Raw genomic sequence first — 20,384 nt, 5'->3', positions numbered from 1 at the left:
TCGACAGGGATTTGGGGGGTAAACCGGCAGGGATGCCGGTTTAGCCGCCCCGCGCCATGGATGGCGCGTGGCGGCGGCCCCCCAAATACCTGTCGGATTACGGGCACACCGAGCGTGAGCGAGGTGCCGAGTGTTGGGGCAAGAGCCTTTTGGTTACTTTTGGGCTCCTTTCAAAAGTGACCCGCCGTAAGGGCGGAACCCATAGCCGCCGTAACCCAAATAACGGATATGCACACAACCTTTCACCCCCCCGGCTTCAACAACTGCATCTGCTGCCGATAATCATCCGTCACCTGCCGCGCCTGGCTGCTGCTGGTAATCACCCTAGGCGTAATCAACACGATCAACTCCGTCCGATCCTTGGACTTACTGGTATTCCCAAACAACCACCGCAACCCCGGGATCCTCCCAAGGTAAGGCACCGCACTGACACTCTCGGCGTTGTCCTGTTTGATCAACCCCCCCAGCAACACCGTCTGCCCGCTTTGCACCGCCACTTGTGTCGACACCGAACGCGTGGAGATGCGCGGGTTATTCTGCGTGTCATTACTCGAAGACGCCTGGTCCTGCGCGTCACTGACCTGCTGCTGAATATCCATGTACACCAGGCCACCCGGATTGATCCGCGGCACCACATCGAGGATCACCCCAGTCTGCACATACTCGACGCTGCTCAAGGTGGTGTCAGAGGTGCCGGTATTCACCGTGGTCTGGCTGATGGGAATGTTGTCCCCCACCTGAATCTGCGCCGGCTGGTTGTTCATCACCACCAGCGACGGCGCCGAAAGCACTTGGGTGCGGCCGTTGGTTTCGAGGGCGTGCAAGGCCACTTGCAGATTGGAACTGACGAACGAATAGAACAACGAATCCGCCGCCCCCAGCCCTGCCCCGCCACCGCCCAACGCGCCTTGGCTGCCGGCGGTGTTGCCCACGGTGGTGCTGGTGGAATTGCCCGCCAGGCGACCCAAGTACCACTGCACCCCAAGGTCCAGTTCGCCGGTGAGTTTGACCTCGAGGATGCGCGTCTCGATCTGCACTTGCAGCGGCGGGTTGTCGAGGCGTTTGATCGCCGATTCGATCTCTTTCCACTGCACCGGACGGGTGCGTACCAGCAGTTGGTTACTGCTTTTCTGCGCGGTGATACGCGTGCCGGCGTCGAGGCTTTTGGCGGGGGCGTCTTCGGTGGCACCCTGTTCGGCGTCGTCCTGCTCGGCTTCGGGCGCTTGCTCCTCATCCTCAGCGGCAGGCTGGTTGTTGTTGAGGTTGTTACTCAGGCCACCCGGCGTGCTGCCGGAGGTGCTGTTGGTGCCGGGCGAAGACAAGGTCGCAGTGCGCAGGCCGGGGGCGACTTTGGCCGGGGTGTCGTCCTTGATTGCGCCCGTGCCGTAGATCTGCCGCAGGTACTTGGCCAGGTCGGTGGCTTTCATGTTGCGCACGTCGTAGACGTACATCTGCGGCTCGTTGCCGCCGCCTTCGTCGATGGTGTGGATCCAGTCACCGACTTCGCTGAGGTACTGCGGCTGCGACGAGATCGCCACCACCGAGTTGGTCCGCTCGATCGGCAAAAAACGCACCATGCCCGCCAGGGGCATGCCGCTGTCGGGGCCGAACATTTTTTGCAGCTCGGGCATCAGCTCGGCCACCGAGGCGCGTTGCAGGCCGAACACACCCACCGACATGCCTTTGAGCCAGTCCACATCGAAGGTGTCGATGGTGTCCTGGTAGTTGGCCAGTTCCTCGGGGGTGCCGGCCAGGCTCAGCACATTGCGCGCCGGGTCCACCAGCAGGAAGGCGTTCTCGCGGGCAAACGGCTTGAGCAGCTTCTGCATCTCGGTGGCCGAGATATAGCGCAGCGGAAACAGGCGCGCCGACAAACCGCTGGAGGGCTGTGACACACGCATCTCCGGCACCAGCTTGCCCGCCACCGCCTGGTTGGCCGGCAGGATGACATAACGGTTGCCCTGCTTGATCATCGCGTTGTCGGTCCACGACAACAGGGTTTCCAGAATCGACAGGGCCTGCTGCTTGTTCACCGGTTTAGAGGTGGAAAAGCTCACATTGCCCTTCACGCCCTGGGCGATGCTGTAGTTCTCGTGCAGCAGGTCGCCCATCACGCTGTTGATCACCGCTTCGATCGGCTGGTCGGCGAAGTTGAACACGATGTCGCCAGCGCCCTCCTCCTTCCCCGCCGGCGCCGCGGATGGCGCGCGCACGAACTGTTGGTTGCCGCGAATCAATTGGCGTTGCGGCGGCGTCTTGGCCTGGGGTTGGCCGCTGTCGACCGGCGCCTGTTCGCTGGCCGGGTCCACGGGCGGACGTTGCGAACCGGTGCCCTGCATCGCCTCATGCAACAGGGCCTCGTCCGGGTCGAGATGCTCAGGGAATGTCCCGCAGCCACCGAGGGAAACGGCGGTAGCGAGGCACAACACGGTGGTGCGCAAGGCGCCAGGGAATGTATCGATCAAGGGGTGGACTCGTGAGGAAGGGTAATCGGGGGTGTGGTGGACGGCGGCGGCAAACGCAAGGCGCGCAGGCTCAGGGTTTGTGTGCGGCCGTCCAGCGCAAAACGGGCATCGCGGGGTGTGAGGTGTTCCAGGCGCCAGCCGTTGGGCAGGGTCTGGCCCTGGCGGACTTTGAGCGGCGGGCCGTCGGCGCGTTTGAGCAGGGCCACGCGCAGGTCGCCATCCAGCACGATGCCGGTCAGCGTCAGGCTCGACAGGCTGGAAACGGCCGCCTGGCCCACCGCGCGGTCGGGGCTGCGGTCGGGACTGAACAGCGGCGCTTGCCAGGTGCCGGCCAGGCTTTCCAGGGTCGCGTTCGGCGCCACCAGTACCTTGGCGGCCGCAGTGGCACGCGCATCGGGTTCGGGCGCCGGCAGCCATTGCGGCGCATCGCCGATGCTGCTGAGGATGCCGACCATCAGCAGGCCCAACAGCCCGGCCACACCGAGCAACAGCCATTCCAGGGGACGCAATGCATTGATCATCGCTGCACCTGCCGGGCCGTGGCCGGTTGCAGGTAGCCGCGCACCAACAGGTGCACCACCAGTTGCCCGGCACCACCGCTGGCCGGTGCGTTCGGCGGGCGGCGGATGCTCATCTCATCGACAAACAGAAACGGCCGCTGGTACTCCAGTTCATGCAGGATCGCGGTCAGGGGTTCGATGGCGCAATTGAGGGTAAGGCTGACTTTGACTTGGCGATAGGGCTCGGCATCGTCCTGCTCCGGGGTGATGGGCATGCGCTGCGTCAGGCTGCAACCGCCGCCGAGGCTGGCGCGGCTGTTGATCAGGTCGGCGATGCGTTGCATCAGGTCGGCCGCCACGGCGCTGGGGTCATCGCCGGGCAACAAGCTGGTGCTGCTGGCCGGGTCCTGCCGCGCCTGCTCCAGCTGTTGGCGCAGGCTATCGCCTTGGCGCAACAGGCCGGCGTAGCGTTGCTGCTGTTCACGTAACTGTTCGGCCTGCTCGCCCATGCTGCGCAAGGGGCCGGCGAACCAGCTGTCGATCAACAGCCAGTAACCGGCGCCAAGCACCAGGGCCAGGACGATCAACGCCGCGCCACGGCGTTCACGGGGTGTCAGTGGTCGGCGCATCGGCGGCCTCCTGGTGCAGGTGGGCGCGCAAGGAAAACTGATCCTTGCCGGTTTGCGCATCGGGTTGGATCACCCCTTCGAACTGGGCATTTTCCAGGCTGTGGCAGCCCTTGATCCGGGTGATCAGCGCGCTGGCCTTGGCGCTTTGCCCGGAGAAGGACACGTCGGCGCCGTCGTTGACTTCCAATTGGTCGAGCCAGGTGTCGGACGGCAGGCAGGCGGTCAGCTCGTTGAGCAGCGCCGCCAACGGCGGTTGCGCGGCCTTGCGGCGGATCAGGTACTGGGCGGCGCCCCGGGTATTGAGCAATTGCTGGCGCAGGGCCTGGACCTCGGCGACCTGGGCTTTCTGTTCGCGCACGCTCTGCTGCATGGCATCGAGCACGCGCTGACGGTCATTGAGCCACAGCAGCATCGCGGCAATCAGCAAGGCGCCGCACAGCCATGGCAAGCTGCGTTGCAGGCCCTTGCCCTGGGGGCGCTGGCGGGGGCGCAACGGTGCCGGCAGCAAGTCGATGCCCATTGGCGCGCCCGTCGCATCCGCCACATCCACGGCATGGGGCTGCAAGCCGAGGGCGGCGCAGTCATTGAGGATCTGGTCGAGGCGCTCACGCAGGATCGCCACCAGCGTGACGTGCAAGTGCGTCGGCGTACGGCGTTCCTGACGCGCGACAAAGTACAGTTGGGCAGCGTCGAACGGCGTGAAGCGGTCCAGTTCATAGCCGACGACCGTCGACAGGTTACGCGCCGCGGCCGGGGGCAATTGCAGGGTTTGCACCAGCACCGTTTCAGGCGGTAGCACCAGCACGTGGCGCGCTTCGCCGGGGTGCTGTTCGACCGGCGCGGTCAGCGGCCAGGCATAGACATGCTCGGGGATATCGGCGAACGACAGCCAGGCCGGCAGGCAGCCGCGCAACTCCTTGAGCCACAGGCGCCAGCCCAGTTGCAGCAGGCTGCCGCGCCAGCGTTGCATGACGGGCTCCAGGTACTTATTCATTCTTGCCAACGTAGGACTCGATAAGGTTGTGCGCTGCCTTGCGCGGGGCTCAATAACACGGTGGCTTGCACCTGGGCGTGGTAACCGCCGGGACGTTGCGCGCGGCTGCTGACCACCAGCACTTCGCCGGCATCGGCCCCCACCGCGCTCTGGTGCGGCAGGTTCAGCGCGCGGCGCATCAACGCACTGGCGAAGGCCGGATCGGGTCGGTCCAGGCCGCTCCACAGGCTGATCTCGGGCACCAATTCGCTGTACAGCGCCTGGGTCATGCCCGGCAGTTGACGCACTTCTTCCACTACTCGAAACGGCGCCAGGCCCTGGTTACGGCGCACCTCCAGGGCTTTGGCGAGCTGGTTGGCCTGGCGTTGAGTCGCACCGCAAGCCAAGGCCAGGCGGGCGAAATCGCCGACCTCGGCGCTGTTCAAATACAACTTGCCGCGCTCGCTGCGCAGGCTGACGTGCAGTTGCGCGTCATCAAATACCCGCGAAATTTCACGCCCGTCGGCTATCCATTGCTTGTGCTGCAAGGGGTCGAGCAGACCTTGCATCGCGAGCGCCACGCCCGCCTCGGCAGCCAGCACCGCCTGGGTGTGCTGGCGGTGCCAGGCGGCCTGGCGCGTTTCCAGTTGCACCCAACCGGCCAGACCGCCCAGCAACAGGCTGAGCAAAGCCAGCACCCACAGCACCAGCAACAGGGCAACGCCACGTTGATGCTTGATCATTCGGGCGCCCCGCCCGACAAGTTCAGGCGCAGGGCAACCACCTGGGTCACCCAGGGCACCGGCCCATTCACTCGCGCGTCGATCCGCACCGCGTAAGGCAGGCGCTTGGTCCACGGCCATTCGCTGATCCAGCCGGTGGGTTGGCCTTTGGGCGACAGGCCGCGATAGCTGAATTGCACATCCTCAACGTCTTTCAGCAACACCTGCGGCTCACTGCGCGACGCCGGCACGCTCACTTGCGCCTGGGACTCAAACCGTGCGAACGCGACTTGCAGTTCGCGCTGCGATTCCGGCCCCACCAACTGCAGCGTGAAGCGCTGAATCCCGCCACCGAGCACGCCGGGCAAGGTCGCGACAAACTGCATGCGCTGCGGGCTGCCGGCGAAAAAGCCGTCGACCTGGCTGTCGTCCTCGGTCACATCCAGCGGCAGCGCCTCGCTGATGGCGGTGCGCAAAAACTGCTGCGCGGCGCGCATTTCATCCAGGCTGACCGTATAGCGCTGGGCCTTGAGCACCGCCCGATTGGCCCCCAGCAACGCGCCACCGACCAGGGTCAGCAGCACGCCGAGCAGGCTCAGCACGATCATCACCTCGAGCAAGGTAAAGCCCTGCTGATGCCGCTTCACAATCCGGCCCCGGCAGCGCGCAGTTTCAACGTGCTGAAATGCGCCTGGCGCGGGCCTTCGCTGACGCTGAGATCAAGGCGAAACAGCTGCGGCTGACCGATACGGGTGGGCTGCTGGGCGATGCGCAGCTGCCAGTCGATGCCGTCCAGTTCGCCCTGGCGCACGCCGTTGGCCAAGGGCCCCGCGCCTTCCTGGTCCATCACGCTGACGGCGGCATGGGTGAGCCGGTCGCTATGGGCAACTTGCAACAACGAGCGCGCGCTCTGGCCGAACGCGACCAGCAACACGCTGCTGCAGATCGCCATAAGCACCAGCGCCGCAAGCATTTCCAGCAGGGTGAAACCGCCTTGATGCTTCATGGCAGCGCCTTGGACTGCACACTGCCGGTGAGCCAGCCGATGTCGATGCGCCAACGCCGGCTGCCATTCGCCAGCAGCAGGTTGCCACCGGTGGAGCTGCCATCGGCGTAGAACGCCACCGCCGAGCCGGCCTGTTCTGCGGTGTGCAGGGTCACGTGCAGGTCGGCCGGCCAGTGTTTCAACGGGCGGCCCGGAGCCTGGAAGCTTTGCTGACGCAAGTCGAACACGGTGCTTTGGGCGGTGCCGCTGACAATCGCCCGCGCCCGCGTGCTGCGCAGCGCCTCGACTATCTGCCCGACAGCCTGGCGCTCTTTCGCGGCACGCAGGCCTTGTTGCAGGCCAAATCCCACCAACCCGGCCGCGATGCTGATCAAGACGATCACCACCAGCATTTCCAGCAGGGTAAAGCCGCGTTGGAGGTTGGGCATGGTCGCGGGTTATTCCCAGTTGCCCAGGTCGGCGCTGTAGCCTTCGCCGCCGGGTTGGCCGTCCTGACCGTAGAAGATCAGGTCGAACGCACCGTGCTCACCGGGGAAGCGGTAGCCGAAGGCATGGCCGAACGGGTCCTTGAGGTCTGAGGGTTTGGCGTACGGCCCGGCCCAGCCGGCGCTGTTGCCGGGCTTTTCGACCAGTTGCTGCAGGGTCTTGGGCGGCGAGCCGACGTCCAGGCCATAGCTTTCGATCTTCATGCTCAGGCTCGCCAGTTGCGCTTTGCCCGCACCGTACTTGCCCTTGTCCACATTGCCGCCGACCTGGCGTACCACGATGGTCGCGACGATGCCCAGCAGCACGATCACGGCGAGCATTTCCAGCAGGGTAAAACCGCCCTGGCGGCGGGCAGGCTTGAATCGGGTAGGACGCATCAGCTTGTTTCCTTAAGGGTTCATATATTGCTGGTCAGGCTCATCAGCGGCAGCATGATCGCCAGCATGATCACGGCCACCAGCACCGCCATGACCACGGTCAGGGACGGCACCAGCGCGGCGAGCAGGCGGTCGATGCCGCGTTTGGCCTCGACGTCGAACACGTCGGCGACCTTGAGCAGCATGCTGTCGAGTTCGCCGGCCTGTTCGCCGACTTCAATCATTTGCAACGCCAGGTCCGGCAGCAGGGGTTCGCTGCCGAAGGCGCTGGCCAACGTGCCGCCGCCTTTGACGGATTCGGCGGCCTGGGCGACTTGCGCCTGCAGCGCGCGGTTGGTGCACACCTGCCGGGCGATCACCAGCGCTTGCAGCAGCGCCACACCGTTGCTGAGCAAGGTGCCAAGGGTGCGCGCCAGGCGTGCGGCTTCGACCCGCTGCAGCAGCGGCCCAAGAATGCGGATGCCCAATACGCGGCGGTCATAGCGCTCACGGCGCTGGGGATCACGCAGGCGTGCGACCACGGTCCATGCGCCGACAATCAACCCGGCCAACACCGCCAGGCCGTAGGCACCGAGGAATTGGCCGAGGCCCAGAATCACTTCGGTGATCAGCGGAATTGGCACGCCCAGGTCCTTGAAGATCGGCACGAACTGCGGCACCACGTAGGCCAGCAACAGCGCGAGCGAACCGAGCACGCCCACCACCAGAAACGCGGGGTAGATCAGCGCATTGATCACTTCACCGCGGAGCAACTGGCTGCGCTCCAGGTAATCGCTGAGCTGGCGCAGCGTGTCTTCCAGGGCACCGCCCGCCTCGCCGGCGCGGACCATGCTCAAGTACAGCGGGGAGAACTGGTCGCCCTCCTCCTCCAGCGCCTTGGATAACGGCTGGCCGGCCTTGACCTGTTCGCGGATGCGCTCGATCAACGCGCGGGTCTGCGGCTGGCCGGGCTGCTTGAGCAGGATGCTCAGGGAGCGTTCCAGCGGTTGGCCGGCGCCCAATAGCGTGGCCAGTTGCTGGGTGAAACTGACCAGCGCCGCGCCGTTCAGTTGGCCACGGCCGAAGGCCTTGCGCAGCCCCTGGGCGCCCGCCACCTCGATCTGCAACAGCAGCAAACCGCGTTTGTGCAGCGCGGCGACGGCAGCGTCCTGGTCCTTGGCTTCCAGGGTGCCGTTTTGCGCTTGGCCCTGGCTGTCGAGGGCGCGGTATTTGAACAGGCTCACGCGCCCTCTCCACGGGTGACGCGCAGCACTTCTTCAAGGGAGGTAACACCCGCCACGGCTTGGCGCAGGCCCTCTTCATGCAAGGTGCGCAGGCCACCTCGGCGGGCGGCCTGTTCGAGGGTGGCGGCGTCGGCCTGGCGCATCAGCAGGCTGCGCAGTTCGTCGTTCATCACCAGCAGTTCGGTGATCGCGCTGCGGCCGTGGTAGCCACCGCCCGGCGCATCGGCGCGCGGGCGATAAAGCAGGATCGGGCGCTGCTCGGTAAACCGATCCAGGCCATGTTCGGCGATCAACTCGGCGGGGGCTTCGAAGGCTTCGCGGGTGGCCGGGTCGAGGCGCCGCACCAGGCGTTGGGCGAGGATGCCATTGACGGTCGAGGCGATCAGGTAGCTTTCCACGCCCATGTCCAGCAGACGGGTGATACTCGCCGCCGCGCTGTTGGTGTGCAGGGTCGAGAGCACCAGGTGGCCGGTGAGGGAAGACTGGATGGCGATACGGCAGGTTTCCAGGTCGCGGATTTCACCGATCATGATCACGTCCGGGTCCTGGCGCACGATGGAGCGCAGCGCGCCGGCAAAGTCCAGGCCGATGGCCGGCTTGACCTGGATCTGGTTGATGCCTTCGAGCTGGTATTCCACCGGGTCTTCGACGGTGATGATCTTGCGCTCAGCGGTGTTGAGCCGCGACAGCGCAGTGTAGAGCGTGGTGGTCTTGCCCGAGCCGGTGGGCCCGGTGACGAGCAGGATGCCGTGGGGCCGTTCAAGCACTTCCAGGAAAGTTTCCAGGCGCTGGCCGTCGAACCCCAGGCTCTGGAAATCGAACTGCACGGTCTGGCGGTCGAGCAAACGCATGACCACTGACTCGCCAAAACTGGTGGGCACCGTGGACACCCGCAAGTCCAGCTCCTTGCCCTGGATGCGCAGCATGATGCGCCCGTCCTGGGGCAGGCGCCGCTCGGCGATGTCCAGGCGCGCCATGATCTTCACCCGCGAAATCACCGCCGCCGACGAACTGGACGGCGGCGCTTCGGCCTCGTGCAGCACGCCGTCGATGCGGTAGCGCACCTTGAGCTGGTTTTCGAACGGTTCGATATGAATGTCCGACGCGCGATGTTCCACCGCACGCTGCAGGATCAGGTTGACCAGGCGAATCACTGGCGCTTCGGAGGCCATGTCCTTGAGGTGTTCGATGTCTTCCAGCGCACCGCCCTGCTCGTCGAGGTTTTCGATCAGCGTGCCCATGGCCGAACGGCCCTGGCCGTAGTAGCGCTCGATCAGGGTTTCGACTTCATTGCGCGGGCCCACGGCCAGCCACACCGGCACGCCGCAAGCATAGGCCAGGGCCTGGAACGGGTACACCAGCGATGGGTTGGCGGCCAGCACGCGCAGGCCGCCCTGGCTCCAGCCCACGGGCACCACTTGGTAGTGACGCATGAAGCGCTCGGTCAGTGAGGGCAAGGGGTCCAGCAAGGGTGGCGCGGCATCGGCCAGCAGCAGCGGCGCGCCGAGCAGGTCGGCCCAGGCGCGGGCCAGTTCGACTTCGGAGACCAGTCCCAGGCGGGTCAGCAGACCGAGCAATTCGGGGTCATCCGACTCTTGGGACAGGCGTCGGGCGCGCTCCAGGTCAACGGTTTTCAAGCCAGCGTGCTGCATCAGCCACGCGCAGACCTGTTCGGTGTGCGGGATGTGCAATTGGCAGGCATCGAGGGGCGTTGAGGCGCTGGGCATGGGTAACTATCTGAGGGGCGATGTTCTAAAGGGCTATGGGAAACCCTTGTGGGAGGGGGCTTGATCCCGATAGGGGTGGACCAGCTGCCGCATGCGCCGGCTGATACACCGCTATCGGGGGCAAGCCCCCTCCCACAGGGGACCGCGTTTCCCCGTTAGTTCGAGGTCTTCGGCGCGGCCTGGCTGCTGTTCAGCGGCCGACCACCCTTGGTGGTTTGCGCCTTTTGCTTTTTGGCGGCCTTGGCGTCGTGGGTTTGAGTCAACACCGTGGAATCTGCCGCACCGGACTTCGCATCAGCATCGGTGGATTCGGCGGCCATGGCGGCGCCGCTCAGTGCAACGGCCAGCGCAAAACCAGCACCCAAAAGGGAAATATTCATCAACTTTCTCCAGATCAAAAACAGCAGATAGCCCAAGTGGCGCCTTGAACTCAATCAAGACCCTACACCAAAGCGTTGTGTATGACAGCTTGTGTAAACATGGCACTTTAGAACTACCGAGCAATGCCACTAGTTCGCCATGCCACGATGATTTTTCTTAAACCAATCGACTGGTAGGTTTAGCCTTAGTTCCTGAACGTAAGAAATTATTTCTTATTTCACGCAAAAATTAGCTTTCGTTTGACTTATAACCGCAAGAATTGCCTTAATTATGCCGTTTTAGCGGTTCAAAATGCCATCTCGTGATATCGCTTAGACACTACTTACAATAACAACTCATATAATTATTACACTTATAAAACTGCGAATTTCGCCAAATAGTTGCAATTAGCCATCGGTTAAAAATTGCGCTCACGGGCAACTATTGCCCAGAAAAAAGTGACGAGCGTGCATTGCAACACGCACTTCTCGGCGCGCCATGTTTACTGAACAGTTGTCGGAGAGACCCATGAATAAACGCAAAATGATCGGTGCGCAGTCGGCATTCGCCCTGCTGGCACTGGCCGTGTCCCAGGTGCACGCGGCCACGAGCCCGGCCCTGGATGAAGGCCGGGTAAGCCGTGCAGAAAAGGCCGCGGATAAGACCCTGGCGAAGATGACCCTGGAAGAAAAACTCGCCTACATCGGCGGCACCGGTGGCTGGGACGTCAAGCCACTGACTCAGTACGGCATCCCGCAGATTCACGGCGCCGATGGCGGCGTGGGTGTGCGTTACACCAGCGAGGGCAACGCGCAGGGCGTGGTGTACCCGTCCGGGCCGAACCTGGCCGCCAGTTGGAACCCGCGCCGCGCCATCGACCTCGGCCGTGCCCTGGGCTATGACACCGCCAGCGGTGGTTATCAGTTCGTCACCGGGCCAGGCGTGAACCTGTACCGCATGCCGTACAGCGGCCGTGCGTTCGAGTATTTGTCCGGCGAAGACCCGTTCCTCGGCGCCAGCCTCGCGCCGGCGGTAATCAACGGCATTCAATCGCGCGGTGTGTGGGCCAACGCCAAGCATTTCGCCGCCAACGACCAGGAAAGCAACCGCTTCCACCTCGATGAAATCATCAGCGAACGCGTCCTGCGCGAGATGACCCTGCCGCCGTTCGAGTCCGCGTCGAAGAACAGCAAAGTCGCGATGATGATGTGCGCGTTCCAGAAGGTGAACGGCGAGTTCGCCTGCCAGAACAAACACCTGATGCGCGACATCCTCAAGACCGAATGGGGCTACCCAGGCTTCGTGCAGAGCGACTACAACGCGGTGGTCAACGGGTTGCCGGCGGCGCAGGCCGGTACCGACCTGGACATGATGGGCTACCAGATGAACAGCACCATCCTCAAGCCTTACCTGGACAGCGGCGAGCTGAGCAGCGCGACCATCGATGACAAGGTGCGGCGCATCCTCAAGCAGATCTACCTGTACAAATTCGACAGCAAGGCGCCGTTGACCAGCCACAACATGAACAGCGCCACCAGCAACCGTGTGGCCCTGAACGCCGCCCGTGAAGGCATCGTGCTGCTGAAGAACCAGAACAGCCTGCTGCCGCTGGACGCGAAGAAGGTCAAGCGCATCGCCGTGGTCGGCACCCTGGCCAAGTACGCGCCGCCTACCGGTTTCGGTAGCGCCAACGTGATGGCCGCCAACTACATCAGTGAGCTGAGCGGTCTGCAGCAACTGGCGCCGGGCGCCAAGGTCGAGTTTATCGACGGGCTGTCCCTGGACCCGGCCACTTCGACCTGGACCCATGCCGACAGCAATGGCAACAGCGCCAAAGGCCTGAAGACCGAGTTCTTCAACAACACCAACTGGTCCGGTGACCCGGCGGCCAGCCGTACCGACACACATGTCGACCTCGATTGGTCCACCGACAGCCTGCCGGTGAACGGCGATACCGCCGCCACCTCGATCCGCTACAGCGGCCAGATCACCCCGACCGTCAGCGGCGAGCAGGTGTTCAAGATCCGCGCCGACGGCGCCGTGCGCCTCTACGTCAACGGTAAGAAAGTCCTCGACAACGGCGACGGCAAACCGCTGCCGAACAACAGCATTCCGCCGACCATCCCGGTGTTTGCCAAGGTCAACCTGGAAGCCGGCAAACCCGTCGATATCAAGCTGGAATACTCGCGTCGCAACGGCTACCTCTCGACCATGGGCGGCCTGGTCGGCGTGCAGATGAGCTGGGCTTCGCTGGTGGCACCGCAAGACCTGGCGCAGTACGACGCGGTCCTGGTGGCAGCCGGTAACAGCAATGAATACGAAGGCGAAGGCTTCGACCACAGCTTCGACCTGCCGGAATACCAGAACCTGCTGATCCAGAGCATCGCCAAGGTCAACCCGAACACCGTGGTCACGCTGCACGGCGGTACCGGGCTGAAGATGAGCGACTGGATCGACCAGGTACCGGCCGCGCTGCATGCGTTCTACCCTGGGCAGAACGGCGGCCAGGCCCTGGCGGAGATCCTGCTGGGCAAGGTCAACCCGTCGGCCAAGCTGCCGATCAGTATCGAACGCAACATCGAAGACAACCCGATCTACGCGACCTTCCCGAAATTCGACAACCAGGAAACCCTGGCCGAGATGAGCTACAAGGACGACCTGTTCCTGGGCTATCGCGGCTACGAGAAGAAAGGCATCAAGCCGCTCTATCCGTTCGGTTATGGCTTGTCGTACACCACCTTCGGCTACAGCAACATCAGCGTGACCCCTGGGGTGGCGGTGGCGGGTGCGCCGATCAAGGTGTCGTTCGACCTGTCCAACACCGGCAAGGTCGCGGGCGCCGAAGTGGCCGAGTTGTACGTGGGCCAGAACAACCCGAAAGTCGAGCGCGCCATCAAGGAGCTCAAGGGCTACAAGAAGGTCTTCCTGAAGCCGGGCGAAAGCAAGCGCGTGACCATCGAACTCAACGATCGCTCGCTGGCCTACTACGACGTGGCGAGCAAGCAGTGGGTGGTGGATGCGGACAGCTTCAATCTGTCGGTGGGCGCGTCGTCCCAGGATATTCGCCTGAACGCCAAGCTGGTCAACCCGTTCCGCCAGGAACTGTCGACCACCACCAGCAACCCGCTGCCGCGCTCGGCGCTCAACTCGACGCTGCGTGAATCGACGGTGAAGACTGGCGGCGTGCTGCATCAAAATGAAGGGGATAGCGGCACCAGCGACGGTGATGGCTATGACATGAGCGATGACAGCAGCCAGGGCAGTGCTGCCGGCAACTGATCCCGACTCAGTCTAGTGTGGGAGGGGCGGTGCGACGATTCGGCTGGCTCCCTCCCACATTTTGGGCCGCGTTATTTTTGGACTCTGATGGCCGTTTCGACCCGTGCGATGTAGCTGTCGAACCGCGCCACCAGGTCCACTTGCGCGGGAAAGCGCAACCACTGGATCTGCAGGCCATCCATCATGGCCAGGATTTCTTCCACCAGCCCGGCGATGTCCACATCGCTGCGCACCTCCCCCGCCGCCACCAGGTCGGCAAACTGCCCCTGCAAGCGCCGCTGAATGCCCGCGTAACGTTCCTGGAACCACGCCCAGGCCGGCTGGGTGTCGAGCAGACTTTCGGCATTCAAGATGGTAAACGCCCGCACCACCCCAGGCGCGGTCGCGTTCGAACGGTTGATCGCACGCAGGCTGCCAAGCAACCCGGTCAGGGTTTTTTCAGCGCGCACTTCATCGGCAATCCGCTGATTGACCTCGTCGCGGCGTTGCAGCACGCCCATCAGTAATGAAATTTTGCTGGGGAAGTGGTGCAGCACACCGGCAACGGAAATACCGACGATGGCCGCCACTTTTGCCACCGAGGCGCCGCTGTAGCCCTCCAGGGAAAACACCTGCAAGGCTGCGTCCAGCAGCTCTTCACGGCGCTTTTCACCTTTTGGGGCGCGACGGGTCTTGAGGACGGGTTCGGTCATAGGAACATCCTTGTGGGCAGGCTTTCACCGTATCCAAATTGCCCCCGCGCCGCAAATAAAGCTCAGGCGCTTTCCCGTTCGATCAAGCGGCACTCCAGCAAGTTCAAGCGCTGTACCTCATCACTCACCGCCAGCACGCCCAGGCTTTCCAGCACCCGCGTCGCGGCCAGCACACCCATCTCCAGCGCAGGCGGCTTGATGGTGCTGAGGCTCGGCAGCAGCATTTCGGCAAACGGATAATCACCAAACCCGAGCACGGCGCAGTCCTGCGGGATCTTCAACCCGGCGCGCTGGCTGGCCAGCAAACCACCGGCGGCCAGGTTGTCATTGGCGAAGAAGATCGCATCGGGCGGGTTGGCGTGGCTCATCAGGGTTTCCATCGCTTGCTTGCCTGCTTCGAACGGGGCGCGGTCGGCGTCCGGGGCGAAGACCCAGGGTTGTACACCCAGTTCGGTCAGGGTCGCGGCGAAGCCGTCACGCCGCTCCAGTGCACTGAAGTCGCCCGCCGCGCTGTTCTGCACGAAGGCAATGCGTCGGTAGCCCTTACCGTGCAGGTAGTGCGCGGCACTGACACCGACGTCGTAGTGGGAAAAACCGATCTGCAGCGGCGCGCGTTCGGGCACGTAGTCCCAGGTTTCGACCACCGGGATATCCACGTCCGCGATCATCTTTTCAGTGCCTGCGCTGTGGAAGCGGCTGGTCAGCACCAGCGCTGCCGGCGACCAGCCGAGGAACGCGCGCACCGCGCTTTCTTCCTGTTCGGCGCTGAAGTAACTGGACGCCAGCAGCAATTGATAGCCATGGCGACTGAGGGTGTCGCTGAACCCCTGGATAGTATTGGCAAAGATCGGCCCCGAGATGTTCGGGATCACCATCGCCACGATCCGCCCGCGCGCCGAGGCCAAGCCGCCGGCCACCAGGTTGGGCACATACCCCAGCTCGGCGACCACCTGGGCAATGCGCTCGCGACGCTCGGACGAGACGTGCTCCGGCTGGTTGAAATAGCGCGACACGGTGATCGCCGACACCCCGGCCTGGCGGGCCACGGTGTTCAAGGTGACGCGCCCGGCGCCACGGCGCTTGCGCGGTTTATCTTCGCTCACGGGACAATCCTGCTAACAACCAAAAAGAATATAGGAATAATTTTTAAGTCTTTGACGCTCTAAACCCGAGCTACCAATAATGCCGATGTTAGCGCTAACAACGCGCGCTGTCTGCTACTCGCTCAAGCGAATGCCCACGACAGTTTTCACAGGCGCTGACGGTCGCAAGAACCGCAGCGGACCCGGGCATTCTTTTCGAGCAAACACAGCATGCACAACGTCACAAAACACACTCATTTGTTACTGCTCGCGGGTTTGACCGCCCTCCCCGTGCCCGGCGCCTTTGCCGCTGACGAGCAGGAACCCACGCTCAAATCGGTAACCGTCACCGCCACCCGCCGCGAAGAATCCCTGCAGAAAGTCCCGGTAGCGGTGTCCGTGCTCGACGGCGAACAACTGGAGCGGGACAACCGCAACGGCGTGGCGAGCATCGCCCAGCAGGTGCCGTCGCTGAACTTCCGCACCGGCGCGTCGAACAAGGACACCTCGCTCTTCGTGCGCGGCGTGGGCACCATTTCCACTTCCCCCGGCGTCGAGCCGACGGTGGCCACGGTGATCGACGGCGTGGTCTACGCCCGCCCCGGCCAGGCCACCCTCGACCTGCTGGACCTGGAGCGCATCGAAGTGCTGCGCGGCCCGCAAGGCACGTTGTTCGGCAAGAACGCCTCGGCCGGTGTGCTGAATATCACCAGCAAGGCGCCCACCGCCGAGACCCACGGCTATATCGATCAGTCGTACTACAGCGGCAATGAAAGCCGCACCCGCTTCGGCATCGGCGGCAGCCTGGTACCTGACGTGCTCAAGGGCTCGATCAGTACGTTGTTTGGCAGCTACGACGGCAACGTGGACAACCCGCACAACGGCCAGGAGGTCAACGGCTACAACCACAAAGGCATTCGCGGCAAGCTGGAGTTCACCCCCAACGATGACATGAAGCTGACCCTGATCGCCGACTACATGCAGTCCCACGACGACGCGCCGAATGGCGTGGTCAGCAAGTCCCTGAGCCCGGCGTTCAGCAATGCCCTGAGCCCGGTGCGGGCATCCAGCGACAACCGCGACATCAACACCGATACCCGCAGCCATGTGGAAGACAGCAACAAGGGTGTATCCGCCCAGCTGGACTGGAACCTCGGCGACTACACCCTGACCTCGATCACCGCCTGGCGCGGCTGGGACAACACCCAATACCAGGACGGCGACCGCCTCGGTACCGTGACCGCTGCCTTCCCCGGCACCGCCGACAAGGGCGAACTGGACTTCAACCAGTACTCCCAGGAACTGCGCCTGGCCTCGCCCAAGGGCGAATTCCTGGAGTACGTCGGCGGCCTGTTCTACATGCACGGCAAGGACGAAGAAACCTACCAGCGCACGCTGACCACCACGACACGCACCGACCGTGGCATCGCCGACTACAGCACCACCAACGACAGCTACGCGGTCTTCGGCGAAACCACACTGAACTTCACCTCGCGTTTTCGGGGTATCGCCGGCCTGCGTTACACCCACGATGACCTGAAATACGCTCACCGCCGCGCCTCCACCTCGGCCACGACGGTCAGCGGGATTCAACCGGCCACCTCCAGTTCCGGCTCGGTGGACGAAGACGGCTGGTCCGGCCGCCTCGGCGTGCAGTACGACCTGACTGACAGCGTCACCAGCTACCTCACCTACTCGCGCGGCTACAAAGGCCCGGCCTACAACGTGTTCTTCAACATGCAGCCGCGTGACACCGACGCGCTCAAGCCGGAGACCTCCAATACCTGGGAAGCCGGGATCAAGGCCACCGCCTGGAACAACCGCCTGACCACCAACCTGGCGGTGTTCCACAGCGACTACGACAACTACCAGGCCAACTTCTTCGACACCGTCGCCGGCCAAGTGGTGACCCGCTTGATCAACGCCGGCAGCGTCAGCACCGAAGGCGTCGAGCTGGATTACGCCTTGCAGGCCACCCAGCAACTCAAGCTCTCCGGCGCCCTGGCCTACACCCGTGCGCGCATCGACGAATTCGCCTGCCCCGCGGGTGCCGCCGCGACCTGCAACGTAAATGGCAAGCCGCTGCCCTTCAGCCCGGACTGGAAAAGCTACGTGCGCGCCGACTACACGATTCCGCTGGATAACGGCCTGGACATCGAACTGGGCACCGACTACAGCTGGCAGAGTGAAGTGCAGTACGACATCAGCCAGAATGTCGACACCCAACAAGGTGCCTATGGCATCTGGAACGCCAGCGTGGCCCTGGCCGACTACAGCAGGGGCTGGCGCGTCGCATTCCTGGCCAAGAACCTCGCGGACAAGTCCTACTCGCCGCTGCTGGCCAGCGGCGGCAATTATATCTACCGCGCCGTACCCCGTGACGATGAGCGTTACTTCGGCGTGCAACTGCGCAAGGATTTCTAAGCATGAGCCGTCAACTGAAACTCGGCGCCTTTCTCATGGCCACCGGGCACCACGTCGCCGCCTGGCGCCACCCGGACGTGCCGGCAGATGCCGGGCTGGATTTCGCCCAGTACAAACACCTGGCACGCGTGGCCGAAGCAGCGAAGTTCGATGCGCTGTTCGTGGCCGACAGCATTGCCGCGCCTACGGGTGAGGTCGCCAGCCAGATGGCGCGCTCGGACCATTTCGAACCGCTGACCTTACTGTCGGCGCTCAGCGCAGTGACCGATCACATCGGCCTGATTGCCACGGCGACCACCACCTACAACGAGCCTTACCCTGTGGCACGCAAGTTCGCCTCGCTGGATCACCTGTCCGGCGGGCGCGCGGGCTGGAACCTGGTGACCTCGGATGCCGCCGCCGAAGCGCAGAATTTCGGCCGCGATGAACACCTCGGCCACGCCGAGCGCTACAGCCGCGCGCGGGAATTTCATCAGGTGGTGACGGGGTTGTGGGACAGCTGGGAAGACGACGCCTTCACGCGGGACAAGGCCAGCGGCACCTACTACGACCCGGCGAAGCTGCACGTGCTGGATCACGTCGGCGAACACTTCCGCGTCAAAGGCCCGCTGAACGTGGCACGCTCGCCCCAGGGCCAGCCGGTGATCGTGCAGGCGGGTTCGTCGGAAACCGGCCGTGAACTGGCGGCGCAAACCGCCGAGGTGGTGTTTACCGCGCAGACGTCGTTGGCGAGTGCCCAGGCGTTTTATGCCGATCTCAAGGCGCGTCTGAGCCGGTATGGGCGCGAACCGGATTCGCTGAAAATCATGCCGGGGGTGTTTGTGGTGGTCGGTCAGACCGAGGCTGAAGCCCAGGCGAAACTCGAGGCGTTCCAGGCGTTGGTTGAGCCGGAAGTCGGCGTGGCTTTGCTGGGGCGCATGCTGGGTAATTTTGACTTGTCGGGCTACCCGCTGGACGGTCCCTTGCCCGCGTTACCGCTGACCGACAGCGGGCAACGCAGCCGCCAGCAACTGCTGAGTGATTTGGCCAACCGTGAGCAACTGACGCTCGCACAATTGGGTCGGCGGATTGCCGGTGGGCGCGGGCATTACAGCCTGATCGGCACGCCCGCACAGATTGCCGATGCGCTGCAAAACTGGTTCGAAAATGGCGCGGCCGATGGTTTCAATATCCTGGTGCCGCACCTGCCGGGCGGGCTGGAAGATGTCGCCCAGTGGGTGGTGCCCGAGCTGCAACGGCGCGGCCTGTTCCGGACTGAATACACCGGTTCCACCTTGCGTGAAAACCTCGGTTTGGCGCGCCCCGAAAACCGCTTTAAAAAGGACGACGCATGAAGATTCCGGCCCTGTTAATGGCCCTGCTGGCCGTCACTCAAACGGCCTTGGCGGCCGACCCCGCCGCACTGCGCATCGGCTACCAGAAAGGCTCTATCGCCCTGGTGCTCGCCAAGGAACATGGCCTGCTGGAAAAGCGCTTCCCGCAGACGCAAGTGAAGTGGATCGAATTCCCCGCCGGCCCACAGATGCTCGAAGCGCTGAATGTGGGTGCGCTGGATGTCGGCGCCACCGGCGACATCCCTCCCCTGTTCGCCCAGGCTGCCGGGGCCGACCTGGTCTACATCGGCGCCGAACCGCCCAAGCCCAGCGCCGAAACCATCCTGGTGCGCAACGACAGCCCGCTGCATTCGGTGGCGGACCTCAAGGGCAAGAAAGTCGCCTTCCAGAAAGGCTCCAGTTCCCACAACCTGATCCTGCGCGCCCTGAACAAAGCCGGCCTGAGCTACACGGACATCCAGCCGGTGTACCTGCCGCCGGCCGATGCGCGTGCGGCGTTCGAACAAGGCAGCGTGGATGCCTGGGCCATCTGGGAACCCTATTCGTCCCTGGCCCTGAGCCAGAGCCCCAGCCAGGTGCTGGCCAATGGTGAAGGCCTCGGTTTATCCGGGCCGGTGTATACCGCGCGGCGTGAATATGCGAAGGCCAACGGTGCGTTCATCCACGACCTTCTCGGAGCACTCACCGCCGCCGAAGCGCTCACTCGCAGCCAGCGTGAAGACAGCTTGAAAGTCCTGACCGACTTCATGGGCCTGCCCGCCTCCGTGGTTGCGCGCTATATGGACAACCGCCCGCCTTCGCCGATTTTGCCGATTGACGACAAGATCATCCAGGCGCAGCAGGCGACGGCGGACCTGTTCTACCAGAACCGGTTGTTACCCAAGGCCATTGATGTGAAGAAAGCCGCTGCTCAGTAGGCGTCGACTTGCCGGCGATGGCGGGGATCAACCAGTCCCCTAACCACGATGCGAAGCGAGCCGTTCTTGATCTTGATCTCGCTTTTGATCTTAGGCGCCCCGTCAAACACGCTGGCCGGAATTCGACAGGGATTTGGGGGGTAAACCGGCAGGGATGCCGGTTTAGCCGCCCCGCGCCATGGATGGCG

General features: G+C 63.8%; 18 protein-coding genes. 4 read left to right on the top strand and 14 right to left on the bottom strand.

The genetic code is table 11. The features are described from left to right. Positions 1–242: 242 nt before the first annotated feature. From gspD to AC3ZU9_RS11510, 12 genes are all read right to left on the bottom strand, one after another. Positions 243–2,465: a type II secretion system secretin GspD gene (gspD, locus tag AC3ZU9_RS11565; RefSeq protein WP_046035371.1), complete on the bottom strand. Its 2,223-nt coding sequence runs from the start codon at positions 2,463–2,465 to the stop codon at positions 243–245. Then, on the bottom strand, positions 2,462–2,986 hold the full coding sequence (locus AC3ZU9_RS11560; RefSeq protein WP_064053364.1) for a hypothetical protein: 525 nt from the start codon (positions 2,984–2,986) through the stop codon (positions 2,462–2,464). Before AC3ZU9_RS11560 ends, gspD begins: the two co-directional genes overlap by 4 nt. After that, the gene (gene gspM, locus AC3ZU9_RS11555; RefSeq protein ID WP_046035370.1) at positions 2,983–3,594 is read right to left on the bottom strand and encodes a type II secretion system protein GspM; all 612 of its coding nucleotides are present in this window, start codon (positions 3,592–3,594) and stop codon (positions 2,983–2,985) included. Before gspM ends, AC3ZU9_RS11560 begins: the two co-directional genes overlap by 4 nt. Next, positions 3,569–4,588 (bottom strand): PilN domain-containing protein, encoded by a 1,020-nt coding sequence (locus AC3ZU9_RS11550; protein WP_490090730.1) that lies wholly within the window; start codon positions 4,586–4,588, stop codon positions 3,569–3,571. Before AC3ZU9_RS11550 ends, gspM begins: the two co-directional genes overlap by 26 nt. Further along, positions 4,585–5,310, bottom strand: a complete 726-nt coding sequence (locus tag AC3ZU9_RS11545) for a general secretion pathway protein GspK (protein WP_102060026.1) — start codon at positions 5,308–5,310, stop codon at positions 4,585–4,587. Before AC3ZU9_RS11545 ends, AC3ZU9_RS11550 begins: the two co-directional genes overlap by 4 nt. Then, a complete protein-coding gene (locus tag AC3ZU9_RS11540) occupies positions 5,307–5,936 on the bottom strand; it encodes a prepilin-type N-terminal cleavage/methylation domain-containing protein (RefSeq protein ID WP_015884867.1) in 630 nt (209 codons plus the stop codon). Before AC3ZU9_RS11540 ends, AC3ZU9_RS11545 begins: the two co-directional genes overlap by 4 nt. Next, a complete protein-coding gene (locus AC3ZU9_RS11535) occupies positions 5,933–6,295 on the bottom strand; it encodes a prepilin-type N-terminal cleavage/methylation domain-containing protein (protein WP_015884868.1) in 363 nt (120 codons plus the stop codon). The genes AC3ZU9_RS11540 and AC3ZU9_RS11535 overlap by 4 nt, the downstream gene beginning before the upstream one ends. Further along, entirely contained in the window at positions 6,292–6,723 is a 432-nt protein-coding gene (locus tag AC3ZU9_RS11530; RefSeq protein ID WP_015884869.1) for a type II secretion system protein, read from the bottom strand. Before AC3ZU9_RS11530 ends, AC3ZU9_RS11535 begins: the two co-directional genes overlap by 4 nt. A gap of 9 nt (positions 6,724–6,732) precedes the next feature. After that, positions 6,733–7,158, bottom strand: a complete 426-nt coding sequence (gene gspG, locus AC3ZU9_RS11525) for a type II secretion system major pseudopilin GspG (RefSeq protein ID WP_015884870.1) — start codon at positions 7,156–7,158, stop codon at positions 6,733–6,735. Between the two features lie 20 nt (positions 7,159–7,178). Continuing rightward, on the bottom strand, positions 7,179–8,381 hold the full coding sequence (gene gspF, locus AC3ZU9_RS11520) for a type II secretion system inner membrane protein GspF (RefSeq protein ID WP_490090729.1): 1,203 nt from the start codon (positions 8,379–8,381) through the stop codon (positions 7,179–7,181). Beyond that, positions 8,378–10,108: a type II secretion system ATPase GspE gene (gene gspE / locus AC3ZU9_RS11515; RefSeq protein WP_015884872.1), complete on the bottom strand. Its 1,731-nt coding sequence runs from the start codon at positions 10,106–10,108 to the stop codon at positions 8,378–8,380. Before gspE ends, gspF begins: the two co-directional genes overlap by 4 nt. Positions 10,109–10,263: 155 nt before the next feature. After that, positions 10,264–10,488: a hypothetical protein gene (locus AC3ZU9_RS11510; RefSeq protein ID WP_490090728.1), complete on the bottom strand. Its 225-nt coding sequence runs from the start codon at positions 10,486–10,488 to the stop codon at positions 10,264–10,266. Positions 10,489–10,996: 508 nt separating this feature from the next. Between AC3ZU9_RS11510 and AC3ZU9_RS11505 the strand changes: the two genes are divergently transcribed. After that, positions 10,997–13,747 (top strand): beta-glucosidase, encoded by a 2,751-nt coding sequence (locus AC3ZU9_RS11505; RefSeq protein WP_490090727.1) that lies wholly within the window; start codon positions 10,997–10,999, stop codon positions 13,745–13,747. Positions 13,748–13,818: 71 nt separating this feature from the next. On the opposite strand, the gene AC3ZU9_RS11500 is transcribed toward AC3ZU9_RS11505, so the two are convergent. Further along, the gene (locus tag AC3ZU9_RS11500; RefSeq protein ID WP_490090726.1) at positions 13,819–14,439 is read right to left on the bottom strand and encodes a TetR/AcrR family transcriptional regulator; all 621 of its coding nucleotides are present in this window, start codon (positions 14,437–14,439) and stop codon (positions 13,819–13,821) included. Positions 14,440–14,501: 62 nt separating this feature from the next. Further along, entirely contained in the window at positions 14,502–15,542 is a 1,041-nt protein-coding gene (locus tag AC3ZU9_RS11495; RefSeq protein WP_102060022.1) for a LacI family DNA-binding transcriptional regulator, read from the bottom strand. A 210-nt stretch (positions 15,543–15,752) separates the two neighbouring features. Between AC3ZU9_RS11495 and AC3ZU9_RS11490 the strand changes: the two genes are divergently transcribed. From AC3ZU9_RS11490 to AC3ZU9_RS11480, 3 genes are read left to right on the top strand one after another with little or no spacing between them, the layout of a single operon-like run. Further along, the gene (locus AC3ZU9_RS11490) at positions 15,753–17,945 is read left to right on the top strand and encodes a TonB-dependent receptor (RefSeq protein WP_490090725.1); all 2,193 of its coding nucleotides are present in this window, start codon (positions 15,753–15,755) and stop codon (positions 17,943–17,945) included. 2 nt (positions 17,946–17,947) lie between these two features. Beyond that, complete coding sequence (locus AC3ZU9_RS11485) at positions 17,948–19,279, top strand: LLM class flavin-dependent oxidoreductase (RefSeq protein ID WP_490090724.1); 1,332 nt, start codon at positions 17,948–17,950, stop codon at positions 19,277–19,279. Next, positions 19,276–20,196, top strand: a complete 921-nt coding sequence (locus tag AC3ZU9_RS11480) for a sulfonate ABC transporter substrate-binding protein (protein ID WP_490090723.1) — start codon at positions 19,276–19,278, stop codon at positions 20,194–20,196. The genes AC3ZU9_RS11485 and AC3ZU9_RS11480 overlap by 4 nt, the downstream gene beginning before the upstream one ends. Positions 20,197–20,384: the final 188 nt, after the last annotated feature.

The sequence above is a fragment of the Pseudomonas sp. A39 genome, from assembly GCF_058145955.1.
The sequence above is the reverse complement of the archived record's forward strand: the minus strand, read 5'-3'. Positions and strand labels throughout refer to the sequence as shown.